The organism is Streptomyces phaeofaciens (assembly GCF_014648915.1).
Lineage (GTDB): Bacteria > Actinomycetota > Actinomycetes > Streptomycetales > Streptomycetaceae > Streptomyces > Streptomyces phaeofaciens.
The window spans coordinates 150,786-170,168 of record NZ_BMSA01000025.1; the positions used below are offsets into that span (position 1 = coordinate 150,786).

Genomic DNA, 19,383 nt, shown 5'->3' on the forward strand with positions numbered 1-19,383 from the left:
GGCGCTCTGCCGCGACCGCTCGGGGGTGGCGCGGTGGCCGTACCCGCCGAGCCGACCGAGAGCGTGGCGGTTCACCACCGCCCGCCGCCGTCTCGCCCCCCGGAACATGGCTCCGGCCACCCGCTCGTGGTTGCCGGTTTCGGGTCACGGCCCGATGCATGCTGGTGCCCGTGACCGTGGCGCCGCACCCCGCGCGCCGCGACGGACGGGCAAGGACGCCGACCGGTGTCCCGTGACAGCTGAGGGGCACCAGGTGGCGGACGACCGACGCTCAGATCTGCCGCCTGGCACCGATGCCGGTGTTCTGGTGGACCGCCTGAAGGAGCGCATTTACGCGACCATCACGATGATCGCCGTGGTGGTGGGCCTGTCCCTCGGCGAGGTGAGTTCCCTCGGCGCCGTCGCCACGGTGCTGACGACCGCTCTGGGGCTGTGGCTCGCGGCGTTCGTCGCCGACCAGCAGGCGCACCGCACGATCCACGGCCACCTCGCCACCGGTCACGAACTGCGCCGCATGCTGTACGTCAGCAGCCCCCTGCTGTCGTGCGCCGCGGGCCCGGCCGTACTGATCGGCCTGGCAGCGCTGGACGTCCTGTCCTTGGACACCGCGCTGACCGTGGCCGCGGGCGTCAGCGTCATCTCTCTCTTCCTGTGGGGCTGTCTGGGCGGGCTGCGCATGGGAGGCGGCGCCCTGGGGGCGGTACTGGCCGGCCTCGCGGACGCCGCGATCGGTGTGGCGGTGGCCCTGGTGAAGGCGGCTGCCGGACATTGACCCGGCGGGGCCTCCACCAGCGCCCGCCACGACGTCGTCGAACCATGTAACCGTCCGGACCGCCGGCTTCGGCATGTCGGCTTCGGCCGTACGCGGCACGATGCGACGTCAGGCACCCGACGGACGGGGCGGGCGAGCCTCGTCGTGGCCCACCGGCACAGGCGCTCGGTCGGCTACCGGCGGTGAATCACCGCGGCGAGGCGTGCGCCGGCCGACGGCGCCCGACAGGTGCGGCCCACCGTGACCCGGGCGACAGCGCCTATCCGGAGCGCAGCGAAGATCCGAAGCCAGGTGGATCGGTCCCGGCGCGCATCCATCACCGTTGCCGGTTTCCGGTGCATGGTGTGCGGGCGGGTACCGATCCGATCCCCCGAGGTGCGGTTCCCTTTGCCGGGCCCCCCGGCCCGCGTATCGCCCGAGCATGTCCGCCCGTGCCGGCTCGGAGCAGCCCGACTCCTGACACCCCTGCCCGCCTGTCGGACTGGCCGCAAGCCCCCGGTGGTGCACACACCGGCAGAGGCCGCCGTCCACGGCTATGCATGGGCCACCAGAGTCCTGGCACTGGCCTCACCGTACGCCTTCACCCTCATCAACGGTGGAGGGCGGGCCAGGGCGGCGGGCTCCCAGGACACCCGGAAGCAGGCCGAAGTCCCGGTCTCCGCCCACTGATTCGCATGGAGGATCCGCTCCCCGGCGGGTACAGCGCCCCCTGTCGGGCAAGGCCGAGACGCGGGGAGGCTCGAAGCCACTCCCGCCCGGCTCGCATTCGTCTGAGAGCTCACACAGGGTGATTACGTGGTTCTCGGCGCGCAGCTCATCGAGCTCTCCCAACGCAAACGTCGTAGGCGAGGCTGCCGAGCAGGAGCCGCTGGGTTGTCGGCAGTGACCGCGGTGACGATCGCTGCGGCGGCACGGGCCGGGTCGCCGGGCTCGCTCCCGGTGTTCTCACGGAACGAGGCACGGGCGGCGCCCACCGTAGTGGCGTGGTCGGCGATCTCGCGGGCGGACAGGGTCTCGTGCGCGGAGCGGCCGGCCCACTCGATACGGAACGGCCCTGATCGGCCGACAGGACCTTGATGCCAACGGGTTCGACCTCGTGCCATAGGGCCTCGGAGAGTCCTACGACGGCCGACTTGCTGGCGTTGTCGTAGCCGACGGCCGGGAAGAAACGCAGCCGCCGATGGAGGAGAAGCTGACGATGGCGCCCCTGCGGCAGGCGCGCGTGCGGGGCAGGCCCGGCCCGAGAGCCCGGTCGGGGGCTGTGTCGACGAGGTCCTTGACGTCCTCGGGGCGGCGGGCGGTGACGACGGCCTGGTTGCGACAGGCCGGCACGGTGGCTGCCGGCTGGCGGCCGAAGCCCGTGGAACAGCCGGCGATCGGCCAAGTGGTCACTCGGCGCGCGGGAGTCGATGCCGGGGTGCGTGGCCAGGACAGCAAGAGCAGGTTCGAGGAGTTGCAGCACCCGGTAGACGTGCGACCCGAACCGATGACAAGCCGCAAATATGTTCCAGTGTGCAAGGCGTTGCCGGGGCCGGATACTGGACGGGCCGCGCCTGGGCGTCGTTTCAACCAATGGGCGATTCCGCAGTCAGACGTGTTGTCACTTCACTGAACGGGCGGAGACCCGCAAGGCAGGGGGTAGTAGTGGCGTTGCAGGGGTGGAAGAAAGTCGTAGTCATCGGCGTGGCGCTTGTGGTTGTTGTATCCACGCCATTCCTCTGGTTGCTGGACGGCCCTGAGACGGGACAGTTTGTGGGCGCCTCGGTGCAGGCGGCTGCGGGGGTCTTGGCTCTGCTGTGGGCTATTCTCCGGCGTCCCGAACACGGCCCCACAGACACCGTGAATTTCACGGGGGATGCGCAGACCGAGGACGGAGGTGCCGCCATCACGGGCATCCGGCGCCCCGGTGGGGATGGCGAGGGCGCCGCCACCGCAGAGACCACGGGCAAGTCGACGGCCAAGGGCGGCGGTAGCCGTTCGGTGAGCGGCATCGATTACAGCGAGTGAGACACCGGCCTCGTGTTTGACGGGTACCCCCTCAGCCATGGGGGCTGCCTTGCAGTGCTGGCACCATGGAGGCGCTCTGTGGGGTGTAAGTGGTTGGGGTGCAGTGCGACACAGGGCTATTTGCCACTCAAAGGGGTTCGAGCGCCGATGCGATGAGAACATGAAGATATATAGGTCCTGTCTGGTGCGGCGTGCGAGAGGAGGGTAGCCATGTCATCTTTTGCGCGGGTTGCGGTGCTGCTCACCGCATTCCTACTGGTCATCTCCGCCCCCATCATCTGGCTGCTGGCGAGTGTGAGCAGTGTCAGACTGCTCGCCGCCGGCGGACAAGCCTCCCTGGGGATCACGCTGTTGGTCTGGGCCCTGTTCAATCGTGCGTCCATGACGCAGGCGGCCCCGCTTCACCATGGAACAGGTGTTGCATCTACAGGTTCTGCCCGCGGGGGACTGCATCGAGCATCAGTGAAGTCCGAGAGCACTGAACGAGTCACGGCCACCGCAGAAGGCAGCAGTACTGTCAGCGGCATCGACTACACCTGATGGCAACAGCCGACCAGGACGAAACGTGTGCACGAAGCGGGAAAGCGACACGTGATCCCAAGAAGAAAGCGTCAGTCCAGGCCTCAGATGAACCTGGAAGCCAGGGCATCTGGCACCGCACTAGTTCCTTCAGGAGAAGGCGCGCCAACTAATTCCCTCCGTAGTGCTTCACAGCAAGGTGACACCGCTGCGGTCCGCACGGTTCTGGTGGTCGGCACAGGCGAATCAAACGCGTCCGAAGGCGCATTCTCCAACACAGGCTATGTTCACCATGTCAGCGCAAGCACGCTCAACATCATTCAGCAGAGAACTCCCCGGGAACCCGCCCCATGGCCTCACCAAGTGGGTGTCATCCCCCCGCGTGCACAAGCCTTCCAAGAGCGTCCGGAAGCAGCCCTCCTCCGCTCGGCAGTGGAGGGCGGAGGAACTGCTGTCCTTCATCAGAGCGAGCAGTCCGGAGACATTCCTGGCAAGGTACTCGCTGGCATGGGCGGTGTGGGCAAGACTCAGCTGGCCGCTGACTATGCCCGTGCAGCCTGGGACACCGGCGATCTGGACGTCCTTGTATGGATCACCGCCAGCACCCGCTTGAGCGTGGTGTCGAGCTACGCTCGAGCCGGTCGGGACCTGTGCCGGGCAGACCGCGATGATTCCGAGGAAGCGGCACGCGCCTTCGTCGCGTGGCTGACACCGAAGGCCGGAGGGCAGGCGTGCAGATGGCTTGTCGTCCTGGACGACCTGGTTGATCCTGACGACTTGCAAGGCCTATGGCCACCTGCAAGCCCACACGGCCAAACCTTGGTCACGACCCGTCGACGCGACGCTGCCCTCTTGGGTGGTGGACGTCACCTCATCAAAGTCGGCGTCTACACCGATACCGAAGCGGCCGAATATCTCCGCGCTTCCCTGGCCGACCACAACCGAAGTGAAACGACCCGGGAACTACAGGCGCTCGCCCATGATCTGGGGCACCTTCCTCTGGCCCTGGCCCAAGCCGCCGCCTACCTGGCCGACTCCGGCAAGGATACGGAAGCGTACCGTTCTCTACTGGCAGACCGGGGCACGCTGCTCGCAGACACCGTCCCGGAGCGGCTGCCCGATGGTCAGGATGATCCCTGGGCCGCGGCGTGGTCGTTGTCCGTCGACCGCGCCGACTCCATCCGGCCCGTAGGTCTTGCCCGGCCCGTGCTCAACCTTGCCGCCGTGTTGGATGCCAACGGAATTCCTCAGTGCGTACTCACCAGTCAACCTGTTCTCGACTACTTGACCGACTATCGAACCCGGCGCCATTCGAGGGCCAGGCGGTGGCTGGCGCTGCTGGTCAAGTGGTGCACTCCCGTACGGCAACTGACGACACCGGATGAGGTGATCGGCGCGCTGAGGGCCCTGCATCGCCTCAGTCTCATCGATCACGTTCGCGCTGGCGACATCGAAGAAGTGCGCGTTCATCAGCTCATTCAACGGGCAGTCCGGTCGCCCTTTGCGTCGCACGAGCTCACACGGGTTGCCCGCGTCGCTGCTGACGCCCTGTTGGCTGTGTGGCCCGAGTTCGGACGTCATGCGACCTCTGTCCAAGATCTACGTGCGAATGTGGAAACTCTTACTCATTGTGCGGATGAGGCGCTGTACCAACCCGATGCCCATGAAGTGCTCTATCGCGCCGGTAGGAGCCTTGGAGACGCCGGGCAAGTCACAGCAGCCGTGCAGCACTTCGAACGTCTGGTGGACACTACCACTCACCGATTCGGCATCGATGGACCCGACACTCTTGCCGCACGAGGCAATCTGGCTTACTGGCGAGGCCGATCCGGCAACGTGAGAGGCGCGATCGTTGCATTCGAGCAGTTGTGCATCGACCGAGCCAGGGTGCTTGGCGAATACCATCCGAACACCCTCGCTGCTCGAGGAAACCTGTCGCGCTGGACAGGGGAGGCCGGCGACGTGGCAGGCGCGGTGTCTGCCTACGAGGACTTGTTGCTGGACCAGGAGCGTGAACTTGGCCCGGATCATCCCGAAACACTGACCACCCGCCACAACCTGGCCTATTGGCGTGGGCAGTCCGGTGACATCGCCGGAGCAGTGGAGGCATGCCAGGAACTACTTGCAGACGAAGCACGAGTGTTCGGCAAGGATCATCCTGAGACTCTCTCTGCGCGAGCCAACCTTGCCCGCTGGAAGGGAGAGGCGGGAGACAGCGCCGGTGCCGCAGCCGCGTTCGAGCAACTGCTGGCTGACAGGCAACGAGTCCTGGGCAACAATCACCCGGAAACCCTGGTGACCAGGGGGGACCTTGCGCGCTGGCAAGGGGAGGCGGGAGAACTGTCGCGTGCAGTGGGCGGCTTCGAAGCGCTACTCGCCGACGCCATCAAAGTGCTGGGGGAAGACCATCCCGAAACCCTGGCAACCCGCGGCAACCTCGCCCGCTGGCAGGGAGAGAACGGAGATCCCGCTGGCGCCGCCGCTGCGACCGATAAGCTCCTGCCCGACATGACCAGAATTCTGGGCAAAGATCACCCACACACTCTCACTGCCCGACACAACTTGGCCCGCTGGCAGGGAGAAGCGGGAGACCCTGTGGGCGCCTGGAAGGCGCTTCAGCAACTTCTTGCCGATCGGCAACGGGTACTCGGTGGCAACCACCCCCAAACTCACGCTACTGCGCACAGCCTGACTGAGTGGAGACAACGCGCGAATGTACCTGACAGGTCAGACCGCGACTCCGGGGACCGTACATGACAGCTCACGCAGAGCCGGGTCGTCGACGAATGATCGCACTAGTCCCTTGAGCATGGTCGTGTGGTGGAGAACGCGGCTGGCCGTGTTCTAGACGTCATCTCAATGGGTGATGGTCAAAGAGACAGTCGCTGGCAGGCGGGTTGCGATGGTGGTTGTATGCCCTGGGGAATGACTACTGGGCACCCGCCCATCACCATGTCGAGCACGACGATGCGGAGACCTGGCCCGGTTGCCGGCCAACGGCGCCGATCCCGACGAGGTCGCCGGCCCGTTGGACGGTCCAACGGTGACGCCTCAACCCCTGCACTCAACTCCCCCGCGGGCGAGACGGTGCCCCATTCCCCGCTTGCGCAACCATCGCCGCAGGTGAGCGAGTCGTAGCCTTGTGGCCGGGCACACCCCCTGCCGTTGTTGCGGGCAGGCCAGGGCCCCGCCCGTCGCGCGGATACCCGCCGGACGAAGTTCTCGTCCCTCCAAAGACCGTCACGGTGGTCGCGTCCCCACATCGTCGTCGAACCAACGGGGTTACCGGCCCGCGCGGTTCGACACCGGGACCTCGACTCCTGGGCGGGGACGGACCGACAGCTTGCGCTCCTCGGGAATCTCACGGTCACATACGCCCGCGACACTGGTCCACCTCCGTGATGACAAGCAACCGAAAGCCGAGCGGCCCCACAGAGCCAAGCTCAGGCTCTGGCGTGCAGGTAAGCAGCCCACAGCAGAGGTGTCGTGCGCCAGTTGGAACCCGCTCGTAGGCCGTGGCCGTCACGCACCCGCCGTACGGCCTGGTGAAGTGCAAAGGGCGCCCGGGCGGGGTCCACTCCCGCGGAGTCACTCCGCAGTCCGGCGTAGGCCACCGACCTGGTCCTGCACAGGCTGTGGCCCCTCGCCGGACGCGCCCGCGTGATCACCAGCGACGTCCTCGTCGCGGTCCTCGCCGTCCTCATCGCGATGCCCTTCGCTCAGAACTCCTCCGAGCGGTTGGTCGTGGCAATGCTTGCGATGACGGCCGGACTATGTGCTGTCCCGGGCCGCCCGGCCCCGACGCATGAAGTATCGGTTCTGGACCACTCGGACAGGCAGAATCCTCACTGCCACTGCCACAGCCACAGCCGCAGCCGCAGCCGCAGCCGCAGCCGGGATCGGCATCGGAACCAGGTTCCCTGCCGTGACATCGGCCTTGATCGCATTCGGGATCAAGGCCGGGCTCGCGCTCGGCGTCATGGCCGGGATCGCGTCCGGCTGATGGGCTTCGCGCCGCTATACGGTGTTCCTGATCTGGTCGCGCGGTCGTCTGCCTTTTCGTCTCGGTGTGTTCCTGGACTGGGCGGTGGCCGCAGGGCTGCTTCGGTACAGCGGGCCCGCGTACCAGTACCGGCACCGGGAACTACAGCGATGGTTCCGCCGACACCCCCACCCCCCGAACTTGCCCTGGCGCCGCCCGTGCCGTGCCACCACAGCCCGGCTACCCGCACGGCGCGGTTGCCCGGATGATCACTCGGCAGTCGGAATCCGGGCGAGAACCACTTCCCTGGCTTCGACCAGGGCCCGGCGCAACTGTGCCGCCTGGGCGGGCCGTTCGACCGCGGGCAGCGCTGTCACGGCCTCGAGCAGGATCCGGGCGCGCCGACGGACCCCGGCGTCCTACCGGGGTTGGGGCAGGGGTTGCAAGGGTTGCGGGAACGCGAACGCCCAGGACTCAGAGAAGTGGATCAATTGTTGGGGGCTACCGAGGACTGCTCCATCAACACCACGTGGCCTCAGGTCAGAGCCGGGCTCGTCGTCAAGAGCGGCTGAGCCGAGGGGAGAGCGCGATCAGCGTAACCATCGGCGGACTTCCCATGGCTCGTGCCCTTGCCGCCTGCCGGGGTGGTGTCAATGACGCCGGCAGACCTGGATTGCCACGCAGCCGACCATCATGGTCGCAAGGCCTCGACGATCTGGCCTGCTTACTCGCCAGACGGAGTCATGCCTGGCGACCCAGCCACCAGGCGCGACCACGAGCCGGCCGTGACAGGAGACAACTGCGACTGAACACTTCGGCCGGTCACCCTGAGCACCGAAGCCGGTAGCTCCGAGCCAAAATGCCGAGGGCTTCATCGGTCGCTGGGAGTAGGTCCTGCGCCTCATGCGGGCCTCGCACCTGCTTGGCTAGGGTCGTCCGCATGGAGACCACGGGAATCGTTCGTCGCCGGACGGCGGAGCGTATGCGCGACGCGTGGGAGCGGCTCGGTAACGAACGGGATGTGTGGGTGTCGACGGCTCACCCCGATCACGGGCCGCACCAGGTGCCGCTGTGGTTCTTGTGGGACGGGCGAGCGGTGTGGATGTGCACCAGCGCCGCTTCCGTGACTGCGCGGAACGTCCGCGAGGAGCCGCGCGTGTGCCTGGCGCTGCCGGACACCTTCGACGTGGTGCTTCTCCAGGGGGAGGCGGAGTGTTTCCCGGACCGGGAGGTGCCCGCAGACGCAGCGGAGGCGTTCGCCGACAAGTTCGGGTGGGACCCTCGCGTGGAAGAGGGTTCCTTTCTGTATGTACGCGTGGTCCCGAGGACTGTGCGCGCTTGGCGCGGCGAGCCGGAACTACGCGGCAGAGTCATCATGCGTGACGGGATGTGGCTGGGATGACGACCGTCCCTCGCCGGCGCGCCTCTGTCGGATCACGGTCGACAGGTGTGGTGGTCCGCTGGAAATTTCCTCATGGCGGAACGCGCCGACCGCTCGGCAGGGGCGGGATCAGGGCGCGGTGAACAGGGTCGGGAAGCGGGGCGCGAGCCAGGGTTTGCGTCCCCAGGCGAGGACCTGTCCCTGCCCGATGGCCCGCCAGGGATTGCGACGGCCCAGCGCGATGAGGAGGAAGGTCACGGGTTCGATCAGGATGGTGCAGTCCGGACGTTCCATCGGGGTCGGGGACACGTGTACGGCGCCGTCGCCCAGGCTGACGCCGAACGCCGTGCCGCCCCGGAGGCGAATGGCGTAGTGGACGGCCAGATCCGCGATCGCGGCCGTGTCGACGACCCGGGGCATGGCCGAGAGCATGAACGGCATGCACAGCCCGACCCGGTCGCGGTCGATCATGTGCGGGCGCTTCAGTGCGCGCGCGAGGTCGAAGCCGTGGCCCAGCATGTGCGTCAGCAGGTAGGACGCGAGAACGTGCCGGTCCATGGGACCGAGCGGCGTGACGAGTGTCGGGCCGTCGGCGCTCTCGTCCGCCGCGACCCGTTCTGTGGCGTCGAGGAATGCGTCGGCCTGTTCGGTGATCATCGACGCCAGCGGCTGCGCGCCACGCTCCCCGAACGTGGCGAGGGACTGTTCGTTGGCAGCGGCGAGACTCTGCGGCGTGCCGTCGCCGTAGGGGCGTTCGTGCCCGGCCGCGAGGTCGGCCATCAGCTCGTTGGCCAGTGCCAGATGGGCGGCCGCCTCGCCGACCGTCCACTCCGAGTCCGGTACGGGAACGGTCGTGTCGGAGGCGCTGTTCAGCAGCGTGGCGATGTCACCGGCAGTCCCACGTATCGCTCGTACGAGCCCTTCGGGCAGAGGCCCGCGAATGTCCTGCTGCGCCGTAGGCCGCATGCTGCCTGTTCCCTCCCGCCGGCCGCGTCCCTCGCGTGTCCGGCGCGCCGAACCCAATCAGAATCGAGCGCGCGCGACAAGCCCTGGCGCGACGCGCACGGTGTGGTGTCGATCGCGCCGCCTGCGAGAACGCCGTGTTCCCGCAGGCGATGCGCGGCCCATCCGTGGTCCGCGGGCTGGGGTCGCCTCCGTCAGTCCCTGGCCAGCAGGTGGGCAGGGGCCACGCGGTGCAGCGCACGGATGCAGAGGGAGAGCACTCCGCAGACGAGGGCGACGCCGGCCAGGGTCGCCAGGAGCGCGGCACTCGTCATCGTCAAAAGCCGTCCATGCCACAGCCCTTGGCCCACCGCGAGGACCGTGCCGAACCCCACGAAGGCGCCGGTGAGGCCGCCGAGGAGGGCGAGCCCGGCCCCTTCGTACAGGGCGAGGCGGCCGAGTTCGCGTTTCGACCAGCCGGAGGCGCTCAGGACGGCGAGGTCGGCGGCCCGCTCGCGCTGGGAGAGGACCAGGACGTCCACGGCGCCGGCCGCGCCGAGCAGCAGCGACAGGGCGACGCTGAGGTAGTCGGCGGTACGGGCCTGGGCGACGACGGCGTTGCCGAGCAGCGAGCCCGCCACCTCGCCGCGGAAGGCGAGGGTGAGGGAGAGCAGCACGGTGAACGCGGCCACACCGAGCGCGAGCCCGGCCGCGCCGAGCACGGTTCGGCCGGGGGTGCGCAGCAGGTTGTTCAGCGCGAGACCGACGACGGTGCGCACGGTGGCCGTGCGGCGAGTGCCGGTCACCGGGGGCGTGACCGCGTCCAGTGGCTGCACCCGCGTCGCCCGCCACGCGGGCAGCGCACCGGCGGCCGTCGCGAGCAGCAGGGCGACGGGCAGGACGAGGGACGCCTTCGCCGCCGAGGTGGGCAGGCCGAGCAGGGCGCCCAGGCCATAGGCGAGCAGGGCGCCGAGGGTACCCGCGGCGAGTCCGATCAACGCCAGTTCGCCGAGGATGAGGCGCAGGATCTCGGACGCGCTCCAGCCGACGCAGCGCAGGGTGCCGATCTCGGTGCGGCGCGCGCGTACGGAGGCCAGCGCGGCCTGGGCGAGGAAGAGTGCGCAGACCACCAGGACCAGGCCGAAGAGCACGGCGCTCTTGGTGTCGACGGCCCGCAGGATCCTCAGGGCGACGCCCTTGGCGACCCAGTACTCGGTGACCTTGACGTTCCGCGGCAGGGCGACGGTCTGCGGGGCGGGTGAGCTGCCGACCGTGACGTCGACCTGGAGCTTCGGGTAGGCGGCGCGGATCTGTCCGGCGACCGCGTTGACCCGGGCCCGGGAGGCGGTGTCGACCCCGGTCACTCCGGCCACCCGGATCCGGACGGCGCTGACGGGTGCCTTCTCCTGAGCGGTGGGCTTTCTCCGGCTGTGGGTGAGGACGGAGACCGAGTCGAGGGTGGTGAGGAGGGTGGGTGGCGGGCTGAGATAGCCGCCGAGGTTGCGGTCGGGGCGCAGCGGCCGGTCGCCGAGCGCGTCGCGGGAGGTCTGGTCGGCGCCGGTGACCTGGGGGGAACGGTAGGTCTCCAGGGGGACTTGAGACAGGGTGGAGAAGCCGCGCAGGTCGTCGGTGTCGTACCGGCCGACGATGTTCAGGACGGGCGTGGCGCCGCGGCCGGCGTCTTCGCGCTCGCAGAACTGGGTGTTCATGCACGTCGTGGAGGCATGGGCGGTGACGTCGCGGTACTGGGTGCCCTGGTTCTCCTCGGGGACGTACGGCACCAGGTCGTCGTCCCAGTTGGTCTTCCACAGGCCGTCCGGCTGGGCGGGGAGGGTCCGGGCGACGAGGCCGTCTCCGCTGTCCTCGTAGCCGACGGGACCGACGGTCCAGTACACGGGGACCTCGAGGTCGCCGGCGCCGGCGATGGTGCGGAAGCCCGCGCCGAGGTCGGCGGCCGCCCCGCCGATGTCCGTGCCGTTGAGGGCGTTGACGAAGTCGTGCGCCTGGGGACTGCTCAGCTTCGCGGCGAGGCCGCCGGGATCACCGACGTCGAGCCGTTCCACCGTGGCTTTCATCGTGCCGGCGGTGAGTGCGCGGCTGCTGAGCAACACCGGGATCTGCCAGTCGTGCTGGCGTTCGGATTCCACGGGGTTCAGGTCGAAGGCGTCGGGCCCCCAGAACGGCTTGTCCCCGGCGGTGAGCATACGGCCGGAGGTGACCGCGGAACCCAGGCCGACCAGATCGTTCTCCGCGACCGGGTCGATCGCCGAGAGCAGCACCGGGAAGGCGACCGGCACCTGGGCGGTGGCCTTGCCGTCGCCCGGTACGCAGGTCATGTGCGAGCGGGCGTCGGGGGTGAACGCCGTCTTCGGGGTCCGGTTCCACTGGAAGAGGGGCTGGGGCAGGCGCTCTCCGAGGCTGTCGAACGTGTCTCCGCGCTTGTCCTCGTTGTAGAACCAGCAGACCGCGTACGTGTCGTCGCCCGCGATCTCGTGCTGGAGGTCCGGCCAGGTGTTGTCCTCCTCGTTCCACTCCTTGTAGGTGACGATCGGGTTGCGGGTCAGGTAGATGTACTGGTCGGCGACCGGGTAGGTGCCGAGCCCCGCCTTCAACGTCGGGGTGAGACGCAGGAGTTGGGCGGGGGCGTCACTGTCGCGGAAGGCGGAGACGTCGACGGGCACCGTGCTCTGCACCATGAGGTAGCCGACGTTGGCGACCGGTGCGGCGGTCTCCACGCCCGCGAGGTTCTTGATCCGCTCGTACTGGGCGAGGGTGATGCCGCCGAAGATCCCGGACAGGAAGTTGGCCTCGACCAGGCCGCGGTCGCGTTCCACGGCGGTGCCGGTGCCGGGTGGGCGGACGAGGATGTCGTAGGCGGAACGGGAGGTGTTCTCGACCAGGCCGGTGGTGTGGGCCTGGCTGGTGGTGACCGTCGAGGTGAGCAGGGTGAAACTGGTGGCGGCGACCAGGATGCCGGCGGCGAGGCCGAGGGCGCGGGAACGGCGGCGCCACAGTTGCGAGAGGATCATGCCGATCACGGGCGCAGGCCTCCGAGACGGTCGAACACGTCGGTCGCGGGGGTCAGTTGTTCGTCGGCGACGACACGGCCGTCACGCAGCCGTACGATCCGGTCGCAGCTCACGGCGACCTCGGGGTCGTGCGTGGTGACCAGCAGCGTCATTCCGTAGCGCTCCCTGAGCGAGAGCAGCAGGTCGATGATCTCCCGGCCGGTCGCGCTGTCCAGGTTGCCGGTCGGCTCGTCCGCGAGGAGCAGGCCCGGCCGGTTGACCAGTGCGCGGGAGATGGCGACGCGCTGCTGCTGGCCGCCGGAGAGTTCGGAGGGCAGTGCGTCGGCGCGGGCCGCGAGACCCACCGCCTCCAGCAGTTCCATGGCCCTGGCCCTGCGGTCGAAGTCCACCCGGCGGGGCAGCACCGGCGCGAGCACGTTGTCCAGCACCGTGAGCGCGGGCAGCAGGTGAAAGCGCTGGAAGACGAATCCGATACGGCGCCGGTGCGCGTCCAGCCGGCGGGGTGCCAGCTCCTCTCCGTCGACTTCGACGGTTCCCTCGTCGGGCCGGTCCATGCCGCCGATGAGGTGCAGCACGGTGGACTTCCCGGAACCCGAGGGGCCGGTGACCGCGACCGCCTCGCCGTCGTCGATCGTCAGATCGACGGCGTCCAGGGCGACCAGCCCCGGATATCGGCGGGTCACACCCGTCAACCTCACGCCCACTGATCACTCCTCCTGCATTGCGACAATGCAGCGGTACATTGTCACAATCCAGGAGGTGTGTAAATTGCCGCTGCACCACGCCGTGCTCGCCCTGCTGACCGAGGGCGAGAGTCACGGCTACGAGCTCAAGGGCCGCTTCGAGGAAGCCATCGGTCCACAGTGGGGCGGCCTCAACATCGGCCACCTGTACCAGATCCTGGACCGGCTGGTCCGCGACGGTTGCGTGACCCGGTCCCAGGTGGCCCAGCCGGACCGGCCGGACAAGACGCTCTACCGGCTCACCTCCGCCGGGCAGGAGGAGGTGCGGCAGTGGGCGACCAGCGCGTGGGTACGCACGGGCGGGTTCCGCGACGAACTGTTCCTGAAGCTGTTCGGCGCCTCCGTGCTCGGCTCCGACGCCCTGGAGGACTTCGTCACGGCGCAGCGCACGACCTATCTCTCCGAACTCGCCGGACTGTCACGGCTACGGCGCACCCACACCGCGGATCCGCTGGTCTGCCTCCTGCTCGACGCGGCCATCGCCCACACCAAGGCCGACCTGGGCCTCGTCGAGGGTGCCGTCGAACGGCTCGCGCCGCTCACCGAGCCGAAGCCGGGAGCGTCGGGCCGCGAGGTTCCCCTCGAACATCCTGAACGACTCCCGGAGCAAGCACCGCGCGAACAGAGCGGCTGACGGCATCCGGATGCCGTCGGAGCGTGCCGGCCGAGCCCCATGGCCGGCGTCACGGGACGGATCGGGGCACCGCGACACCGACGGACGCCTCGCCGGCGACCCCCCTTCTGGGCATGAAGCGGCGTCCGTTCCGGCGGCGTGCGGGCCGAGAAACAGTTCCTAGCCGCGTCGGGTGATGCGGAAGTCGAACCCGAGGGTCCCGGGATCGAGGGCCGTCGCGCCGCCGTCGACGGTGAGGACCGAACCGTTGACGTACGACGCCGCCGGGGACAGCAACCAGTCGATCACCTCGGCGACTTCACGCGGTTCGCCCGGCCGGCCCATGGGCACGAGCGCGGTCGCCGCTTCGTAGGCGGCATCGACACCACCCTCAAGGCCCGCTTCCTCCACGAAACGCGTCATACGCCGGTCGGCCATCTCGGTGCGTACCCAGCCGGGGCACACGACGTTGGCCCGCACGCCCTGACGCCCGTAGTCGACGGCGACGGAGCGGCAGAGCTGGAGCAGGGCCGCCTTGGAAGTGGCGTACGGGGCATTGCTCGTGCCGTTGCGCAGCGCGGACACCGAAGCCACACCGACCACGGCCCCGCCCGCCTCCAACAGGTGCGGGAGAGCCGCCCGCAGCAGCATCAACGGGCCGGTGAGGTTGGTGCGCATCACCTCGTCCCAGTCCTCCAACGACAGGTCGCCCACGGCTCCACCGCGCCCGATGCCCGCGTTGAGCACCAGTCCGTCGAGTCGTCCATGGGCGGACAGCGCCGCCCGGACGAGACCGTCGGCCGCCTCGGGGTCCCCCACGTCGGACGGATGGGCCAGTACCCCGGTCTCGGCTTCGAGGCGCCGCAGGGGCTCGCCCCGCCGGCCGGACACGACCACGTGGTGGCCGCCCTCGCTCAGCAGCCGGGCCGTCGCCTCCCCGATCCCCGAACCTCCACCGGTCACGATGACCACTCGCTTGTCCATCACCGCTGTTCAGCACCCTCCTCCGGGATCACGAAGCACAACCGAGCCTAGATCCCGGCGAACCGTCCCCGACGACTTCGAGACAGGGCATGTTTCTTCCGCGGCCGTCTCGGGGCCGGCTCCGTGGCTGGTCAGCGGGTCAGGAGCAGCCAGGACAGCGAGCGTGCGCGCCCGCTCGCCGTGCCGGGACCCGTCGCCCTCCCTTTCCGGACCGCTCAACGGGCGGCTGGAAAAGGCTCGTTGACGCAGGTGTCGGCGGTACCGCTCAGACCGCCCGCAGGGCTCCGGGGCGGCGGCCGGTGAGGCGGTCGAGTACGGCGGCGCTCGCGTCGTCGGCCGGCAGGTGGACGACGAGCTGCTGGTCGTCGTCGGTGGGCAGGTCGAGCGTTTCGTACGCCAGCCGCATCTCCCCCGCCTCCGGGTGGACCATGCGCACCACCCCGTTCGCCCGCGGCAGCCCCGGCAGCGTCCGCAGCCGGCCGGCGAACGGTTCCCCGGAGGACACCGTCAACTCGTCCATCAGAGCGCCGACATGAACGTCGGCCTGCCCCGGCCCCTGCTTGAGGGCCGCGACCTGCTCGTCGGCGACCGTGTTCCAGTCCGGGTAGACCGAGCGTGCCCGCGGGTCGGTGAAGACGAAGCGGGCGAGGCTGGGCCGGGCGCCGTCCAGCAGGCCGAGCGGTTCGGCGAGCCGACGGTATCCGTCCGTGCAGGCCAGGATCTCGCTCAGCCGGTTCACCAGTACCGCGGGCGCCGGTTCCAGCCCCTCCAGCAGGGCCCGCACCGTGGGCCTGACCGACCTGTTCGGCCCCGCCCCGCCCCTGCAACTGAAGCCGGGGTCGGCACCCTTGACGAGCCGGTGCAGATGGACCCGTTCACCGGGGCTGAGCAGCAGCGCGTCCGCGAGGGCCGCCAGCACTTGCGCCGAGGGCCTGCGGTCCCGCCCCTGCTCCAGCCTGGTGACGTACTCGACGCTCACCCCGGCGAGCGTCGCCAGTTCCGCGCGGCGCAGTCCCGGCGTACGGCGGCGCGGCCCTGTGGGGAGTCCCACCTCGGCCGGTGTGACGGCTTCCCGGCGCAGCCGCAGGAAGAGGCCGAGCTCGTTGTCGCTCATTCCACGAACCTAACACCGGCCTCCTCGGCAATCGTGGCCCTGCCGCTACCACCCTCCGCCCGGCCTCCCTCGTCCGCGGCCCGTCCGGCACCGTGAAGCTCACGCCCCGGCCTTGGGGCAGCACCGATCCCTCCGTAGGAGAAGGCACAACCATGTCCAACGCACGACTGAATCTCGTAGTGATCGTCGGCAGTGTCCGGGAGGGCCGCTTCGGCCCGGTGGTGGCCGACTGGTTCGTCGAACAGGCCAAGCGGCACGACGAGTTCACGATCGACCTGATCGATCTGGCGGACGTCGACCTCCCGCTCGCGCTGCCGTCCACACCGCCGGCCCTGCAGCCCGACCTACCGCGCCCCGAGGGCATGGCCGAACTGACCCGGCGGCTCGACGCCGCCGACGCGGTTGTCATCGTGACGCCCGACTACAACCGCAGCTTCCCGGCATCCCTCAAGGCTGCCATCGACTGGCACTACACCCAGTGGAACGCCAAGCCGATCGGCTTCGTCGGCTACAGCGGCCTCAGCGGTGGTCTGCTGGCGATCGAGCAACTGCGCCAGGTCTTCAACGAGTTGCACGCCCACACCGTGCGCGACTATGTCGCCTTCCCCAGCTACTACCTCCTCTTCTCCCCCGACGGCACGCTCCGGGACCCGCACGGCCCCGAGGAAGCCGCCGGAGCCATGCTCGATCAGCTGCTCTGGTGGGGCTCGGTCCTCCACGACGCCCGCCGCGACCGCCCGCAGCTCGCGGACCGGTAGCCCTCCTCGGCAGCCCGCTCCCGTCCCGGTTCGGGCCGACACCGGTCTCCTGATGAAGGGTGTCCGCGCGGCCGGGGCCCCGCGCCCCGCCCGGAGTCGCAGGTCGCAGGTCGCCGTCTATCGTCCGCTATGCAAGGAACGGCCACAGGTAGGCCACTGCCGCGACGCAACCCGTGGCCGATCCAACCATCCAGTACAAGGAAAAAGCATTGAGCGGCACCTTGTCCCAGGGTTTCTGTTCCTGTTCCGCAATGTCGGCAGCGACCTTTTTCGCGACCGGCACCAGCATCACGATGAACATCACCAGGACACCACTGTAGATAAACAGGGTGTGCGAGACGGAATAGCCCTTTATCGCGGCGTTGGGCAACAGAAATATCCAGCCGGCCAGCGGGGCGACAAACATGCTCCGCCTTGCCTTCGGCGTCGGCATGCACCAGTGCATCGCACCCATGTAGACGACGGTGACGCCGGCCGCGATCGACCACCAGCCTTCTGTGGTCAGATGGGCAGACATGATCGCAGCTCCTCCTCAGGCGAAACACGACGTGATCTTCTGATATGCATGAGCTTGGCGGCGCATCACGAACTCCCCAGGCCGCTGCCATCTCGAGTCGACGCGCTTCTGAATTGACTGGCCCGTCAATCGGCGAAGACTGCTCGAGTGATCGTATACACCTGGCCGCCTGACGTGAGCGGCAACTTCCGGCAGCAAAACTCGGCCGAACTCTGCCGCCTTCCGGCAACTTCTGGCCAACGTGGCATCACCGGGCCCTCGACGCGCGCGGGACGTACGGGACGGCCTCAGCTCCTCAGAGAATTCCCTCAGCCCAGGGTGATCCCGGCGATGACCGGAAGGTGGTCGCTGGCCGTAGGGGCCAAGGTACGCATGCGACCGACGGTCGCCGAGCGGGCCATGATCTGGTCGATCCGGGCCAGCGGGAACGCGGCGGGGTAGCTGAAGGCGAAGCCCCGCGCCGATACGTTCAACTGTGAGGTCAGCGGGGCCAGTCCACGGTCGTCGACCGTGCCGTTGAGGTCGCCGAGGAGTATCACCGTGTGCGATGTGTCGGCGGCGAGGGCCTTGCCCAGCAAGCCGCCGCTTTCGTCGCGCCAGGACGAGGCGAGGCCGGACACCTGAACGCGGACAGAGGGCAGGTGCACGACGTACACCGCGATCTCACGGTGCGGTGTGTCGACCACGGCCCGCAGTCCGCGACTCCAGGGCTCGGTGATCCCAGCGGGTTTGATGTCCACCTTCTGTACGTCGGTGAGCGGGTGTTTCGACCAGAGCCCGACGGTGCCCATCACCGCGTGGTACCGGTAGCGCGGGGCGAGGGTCGTTTCGTAGACGGGCAGCGCGGCGGGCACCAGCTCCTCCAGGGCGATGAGGTCGGGCTCGGCATCGGCCAGGGCGCGGGCCGTGCCCGCAGGGTCGGTGTTCTCGTCGCTCACGTTGTGCTGCACCACGACGAGATCGTGCGCCTCGGGCTCCGCCCCCGGCAGCAGCAGCCCCCCGAAGAGGTACGTCCACGCCGCCACCGGCAGGAGCAGGGCCACCAGCGCGAGCGCCGAGCGGCGCAGCAGCGCCAGGCCGAGCAGCACCACGATCACCAGGCCGGACCAGGGCAGGAACGATTCCAGCAGACTGCCCAGGTGCCCCGGGGCATTCGGAACGAGCCGATGAAACGCCAGGAGCACCGCTGTCAGCACCGCCAGCGCGGCAAGCACCCGCCCCCGCGTCCGGGACGACCAGCCCTGAACGTGCCCGCCCGCGGAGCACCACCTCACCCTCGGTGGTGTCGCCGCCTTCACCGCACTCCGCTCACTCATCCGCACGCCCTTCGCCCTTGCTCCTGCCCTCCAGGACGAGCAACCTCGCGCATCAGGTTCTTTCGTCACGCCATGAACACCGAGCAGCACTCTCCCGAAGACCCTGGGCCGGGTCGTCCTCACCTCACCGTCGGTCCGGCCGTGCTCAAGGCACTACGCAGAGCCACCCGGCGGGCCGCGTTCGAGACCGCGGTCACCTTCGACGACCGCCGGCCGGTGAAGCACCGCACATGACCCACCTCACCTACTACCCACCCTCGTAGGGCATATCGGACGCCATGCCCATGCCATAACCACCTCTGACCTGCGCATTGAGAGCCAGCTCACACGGACGGCCCGGTTCGCGAATACGACCACAACTAGCAAAAGGGGTCTTTGCGGACGCCCTCCCGGGCTGCTTGTCTGGATGACGTCGCACGGCGCCGACGAGCCCCCGGGCCCCGGCGCCGAGGCATGCAGCCACCCACCGCACACCACGCGGCGCGGCCACGCACCGCGTGACTTCCGCATGCAAGCGACTGTCCTGTTCCCAAAGAAAGAGGTTCTGCGTGTCCGTCTCGATCATCCGCCGCATCGCCAGCCCGAAGAAGGCCGTCACCGCCGTCGCCCTGGCCGCCGCCTCCGCCGGCATCGCCATGACCGCCGCCCCGGCCCACGCGGCGACCACGTCGTCCGCCTCCCAGGCCCAGGCCATCGCGCACAAGAT

At 69.0% G+C, this 19,383-nt stretch carries 15 protein-coding genes and 1 pseudogene; 9 read left to right on the forward strand and 7 right to left on the reverse strand.

Annotated elements, in window-relative coordinates:
- The first annotated feature begins 307 nt into the window (after positions 1 to 307).
- From IE275_RS34045 to IE275_RS34075, 6 genes are all read left to right on the forward strand, one after another.
- Positions 308 to 772: a hypothetical protein gene (locus IE275_RS34045; RefSeq protein WP_308435728.1), complete on the forward strand. Its 465-nt coding sequence runs from the start codon at positions 308 to 310 to the stop codon at positions 770 to 772.
- A 501-nt stretch (positions 773 to 1,273) separates the two neighbouring features.
- Positions 1,274 to 1,441 carry a hypothetical protein gene (locus tag IE275_RS34050; protein ID WP_189716371.1) on the forward strand — a complete coding sequence of 56 codons (168 nt, stop codon included), beginning with the start codon at positions 1,274 to 1,276 and terminating at the stop codon, positions 1,439 to 1,441.
- Positions 1,442 to 2,416: 975 nt separating this feature from the next.
- Positions 2,417 to 2,779: a hypothetical protein gene (locus IE275_RS34055; protein WP_229870862.1), complete on the forward strand. Its 363-nt coding sequence runs from the start codon at positions 2,417 to 2,419 to the stop codon at positions 2,777 to 2,779.
- 210 nt (positions 2,780 to 2,989) lie between these two features.
- A complete protein-coding gene (locus tag IE275_RS34060; RefSeq protein ID WP_189716373.1) occupies positions 2,990 to 3,319 on the forward strand; it encodes a hypothetical protein in 330 nt (109 codons plus the stop codon).
- An 87-nt stretch (positions 3,320 to 3,406) separates the two neighbouring features.
- Positions 3,407 to 6,055 (forward strand): tetratricopeptide repeat protein, encoded by a 2,649-nt coding sequence (locus IE275_RS34065; protein WP_189716375.1) that lies wholly within the window; start codon positions 3,407 to 3,409, stop codon positions 6,053 to 6,055.
- Between the two features lie 2,165 nt (positions 6,056 to 8,220).
- Positions 8,221 to 8,682, forward strand: coding sequence for a pyridoxamine 5'-phosphate oxidase family protein (locus IE275_RS34075; protein WP_189716377.1), 462 nt, complete (start codon positions 8,221 to 8,223; stop codon positions 8,680 to 8,682).
- 108 nt (positions 8,683 to 8,790) lie between these two features.
- On the opposite strand, the gene IE275_RS34080 is transcribed toward IE275_RS34075, so the two are convergent.
- The 3 genes from IE275_RS34080 to IE275_RS34090 all read right to left on the reverse strand — a co-directional run bounded on the left by IE275_RS34080 (position 8,791) and on the right by IE275_RS34090 (position 13,315).
- Positions 8,791 to 9,627 carry a maleylpyruvate isomerase family mycothiol-dependent enzyme gene (locus tag IE275_RS34080; protein WP_189716379.1) on the reverse strand — a complete coding sequence of 279 codons (837 nt, stop codon included), beginning with the start codon at positions 9,625 to 9,627 and terminating at the stop codon, positions 8,791 to 8,793.
- 191 nt (positions 9,628 to 9,818) lie between these two features.
- Positions 9,819 to 12,632 (reverse strand): FtsX-like permease family protein, encoded by a 2,814-nt coding sequence (locus IE275_RS34085; RefSeq protein WP_189716381.1) that lies wholly within the window; start codon positions 12,630 to 12,632, stop codon positions 9,819 to 9,821.
- A gap of 5 nt (positions 12,633 to 12,637) precedes the next feature.
- A complete protein-coding gene (locus tag IE275_RS34090) occupies positions 12,638 to 13,315 on the reverse strand; it encodes an ABC transporter ATP-binding protein (RefSeq protein WP_229870865.1) in 678 nt (225 codons plus the stop codon).
- An 85-nt stretch (positions 13,316 to 13,400) separates the two neighbouring features.
- On the opposite strand from IE275_RS34090, the gene IE275_RS34095 reads away from it, so the two are divergent.
- Complete coding sequence (locus IE275_RS34095; RefSeq protein ID WP_189716418.1) at positions 13,401 to 14,009, forward strand: PadR family transcriptional regulator; 609 nt, start codon at positions 13,401 to 13,403, stop codon at positions 14,007 to 14,009.
- A gap of 159 nt (positions 14,010 to 14,168) precedes the next feature.
- On the opposite strand, the gene IE275_RS34100 is transcribed toward IE275_RS34095, so the two are convergent.
- A complete protein-coding gene (locus IE275_RS34100; protein WP_189716386.1) occupies positions 14,169 to 14,975 on the reverse strand; it encodes an SDR family NAD(P)-dependent oxidoreductase in 807 nt (268 codons plus the stop codon).
- A 262-nt stretch (positions 14,976 to 15,237) separates the two neighbouring features.
- Complete coding sequence (locus IE275_RS34105) at positions 15,238 to 16,086, reverse strand: helix-turn-helix domain-containing protein (protein WP_189716388.1); 849 nt, start codon at positions 16,084 to 16,086, stop codon at positions 15,238 to 15,240.
- Positions 16,087 to 16,238: 152 nt separating this feature from the next.
- Here IE275_RS34105 and IE275_RS34110 point away from each other — a divergent pair, with 152 nt between their 5' ends.
- On the forward strand, positions 16,239 to 16,844 hold the full coding sequence (locus tag IE275_RS34110; protein WP_189716390.1) for an NADPH-dependent FMN reductase: 606 nt from the start codon (positions 16,239 to 16,241) through the stop codon (positions 16,842 to 16,844).
- A gap of 127 nt (positions 16,845 to 16,971) precedes the next feature.
- Here IE275_RS34110 and IE275_RS34115 read toward each other — a convergent pair whose 3' ends face one another.
- Together IE275_RS34115 and IE275_RS34120 are read right to left on the reverse strand one after the other, a co-directional pair.
- On the reverse strand, positions 16,972 to 17,361 hold the full coding sequence (locus IE275_RS34115) for a hypothetical protein (RefSeq protein WP_229870867.1): 390 nt from the start codon (positions 17,359 to 17,361) through the stop codon (positions 16,972 to 16,974).
- Positions 17,362 to 17,669: 308 nt separating this feature from the next.
- Entirely contained in the window at positions 17,670 to 18,677 is a 1,008-nt protein-coding gene (locus tag IE275_RS34120; protein ID WP_189716392.1) for an endonuclease/exonuclease/phosphatase family protein, read from the reverse strand.
- Positions 18,678 to 19,225: 548 nt separating this feature from the next.
- Between IE275_RS34120 and IE275_RS34125 the strand changes: the two are divergent.
- Positions 19,226 to 19,383 (forward strand): annotated as a pseudogene (locus IE275_RS34125) (lytic transglycosylase domain-containing protein); the annotation flags it as partial.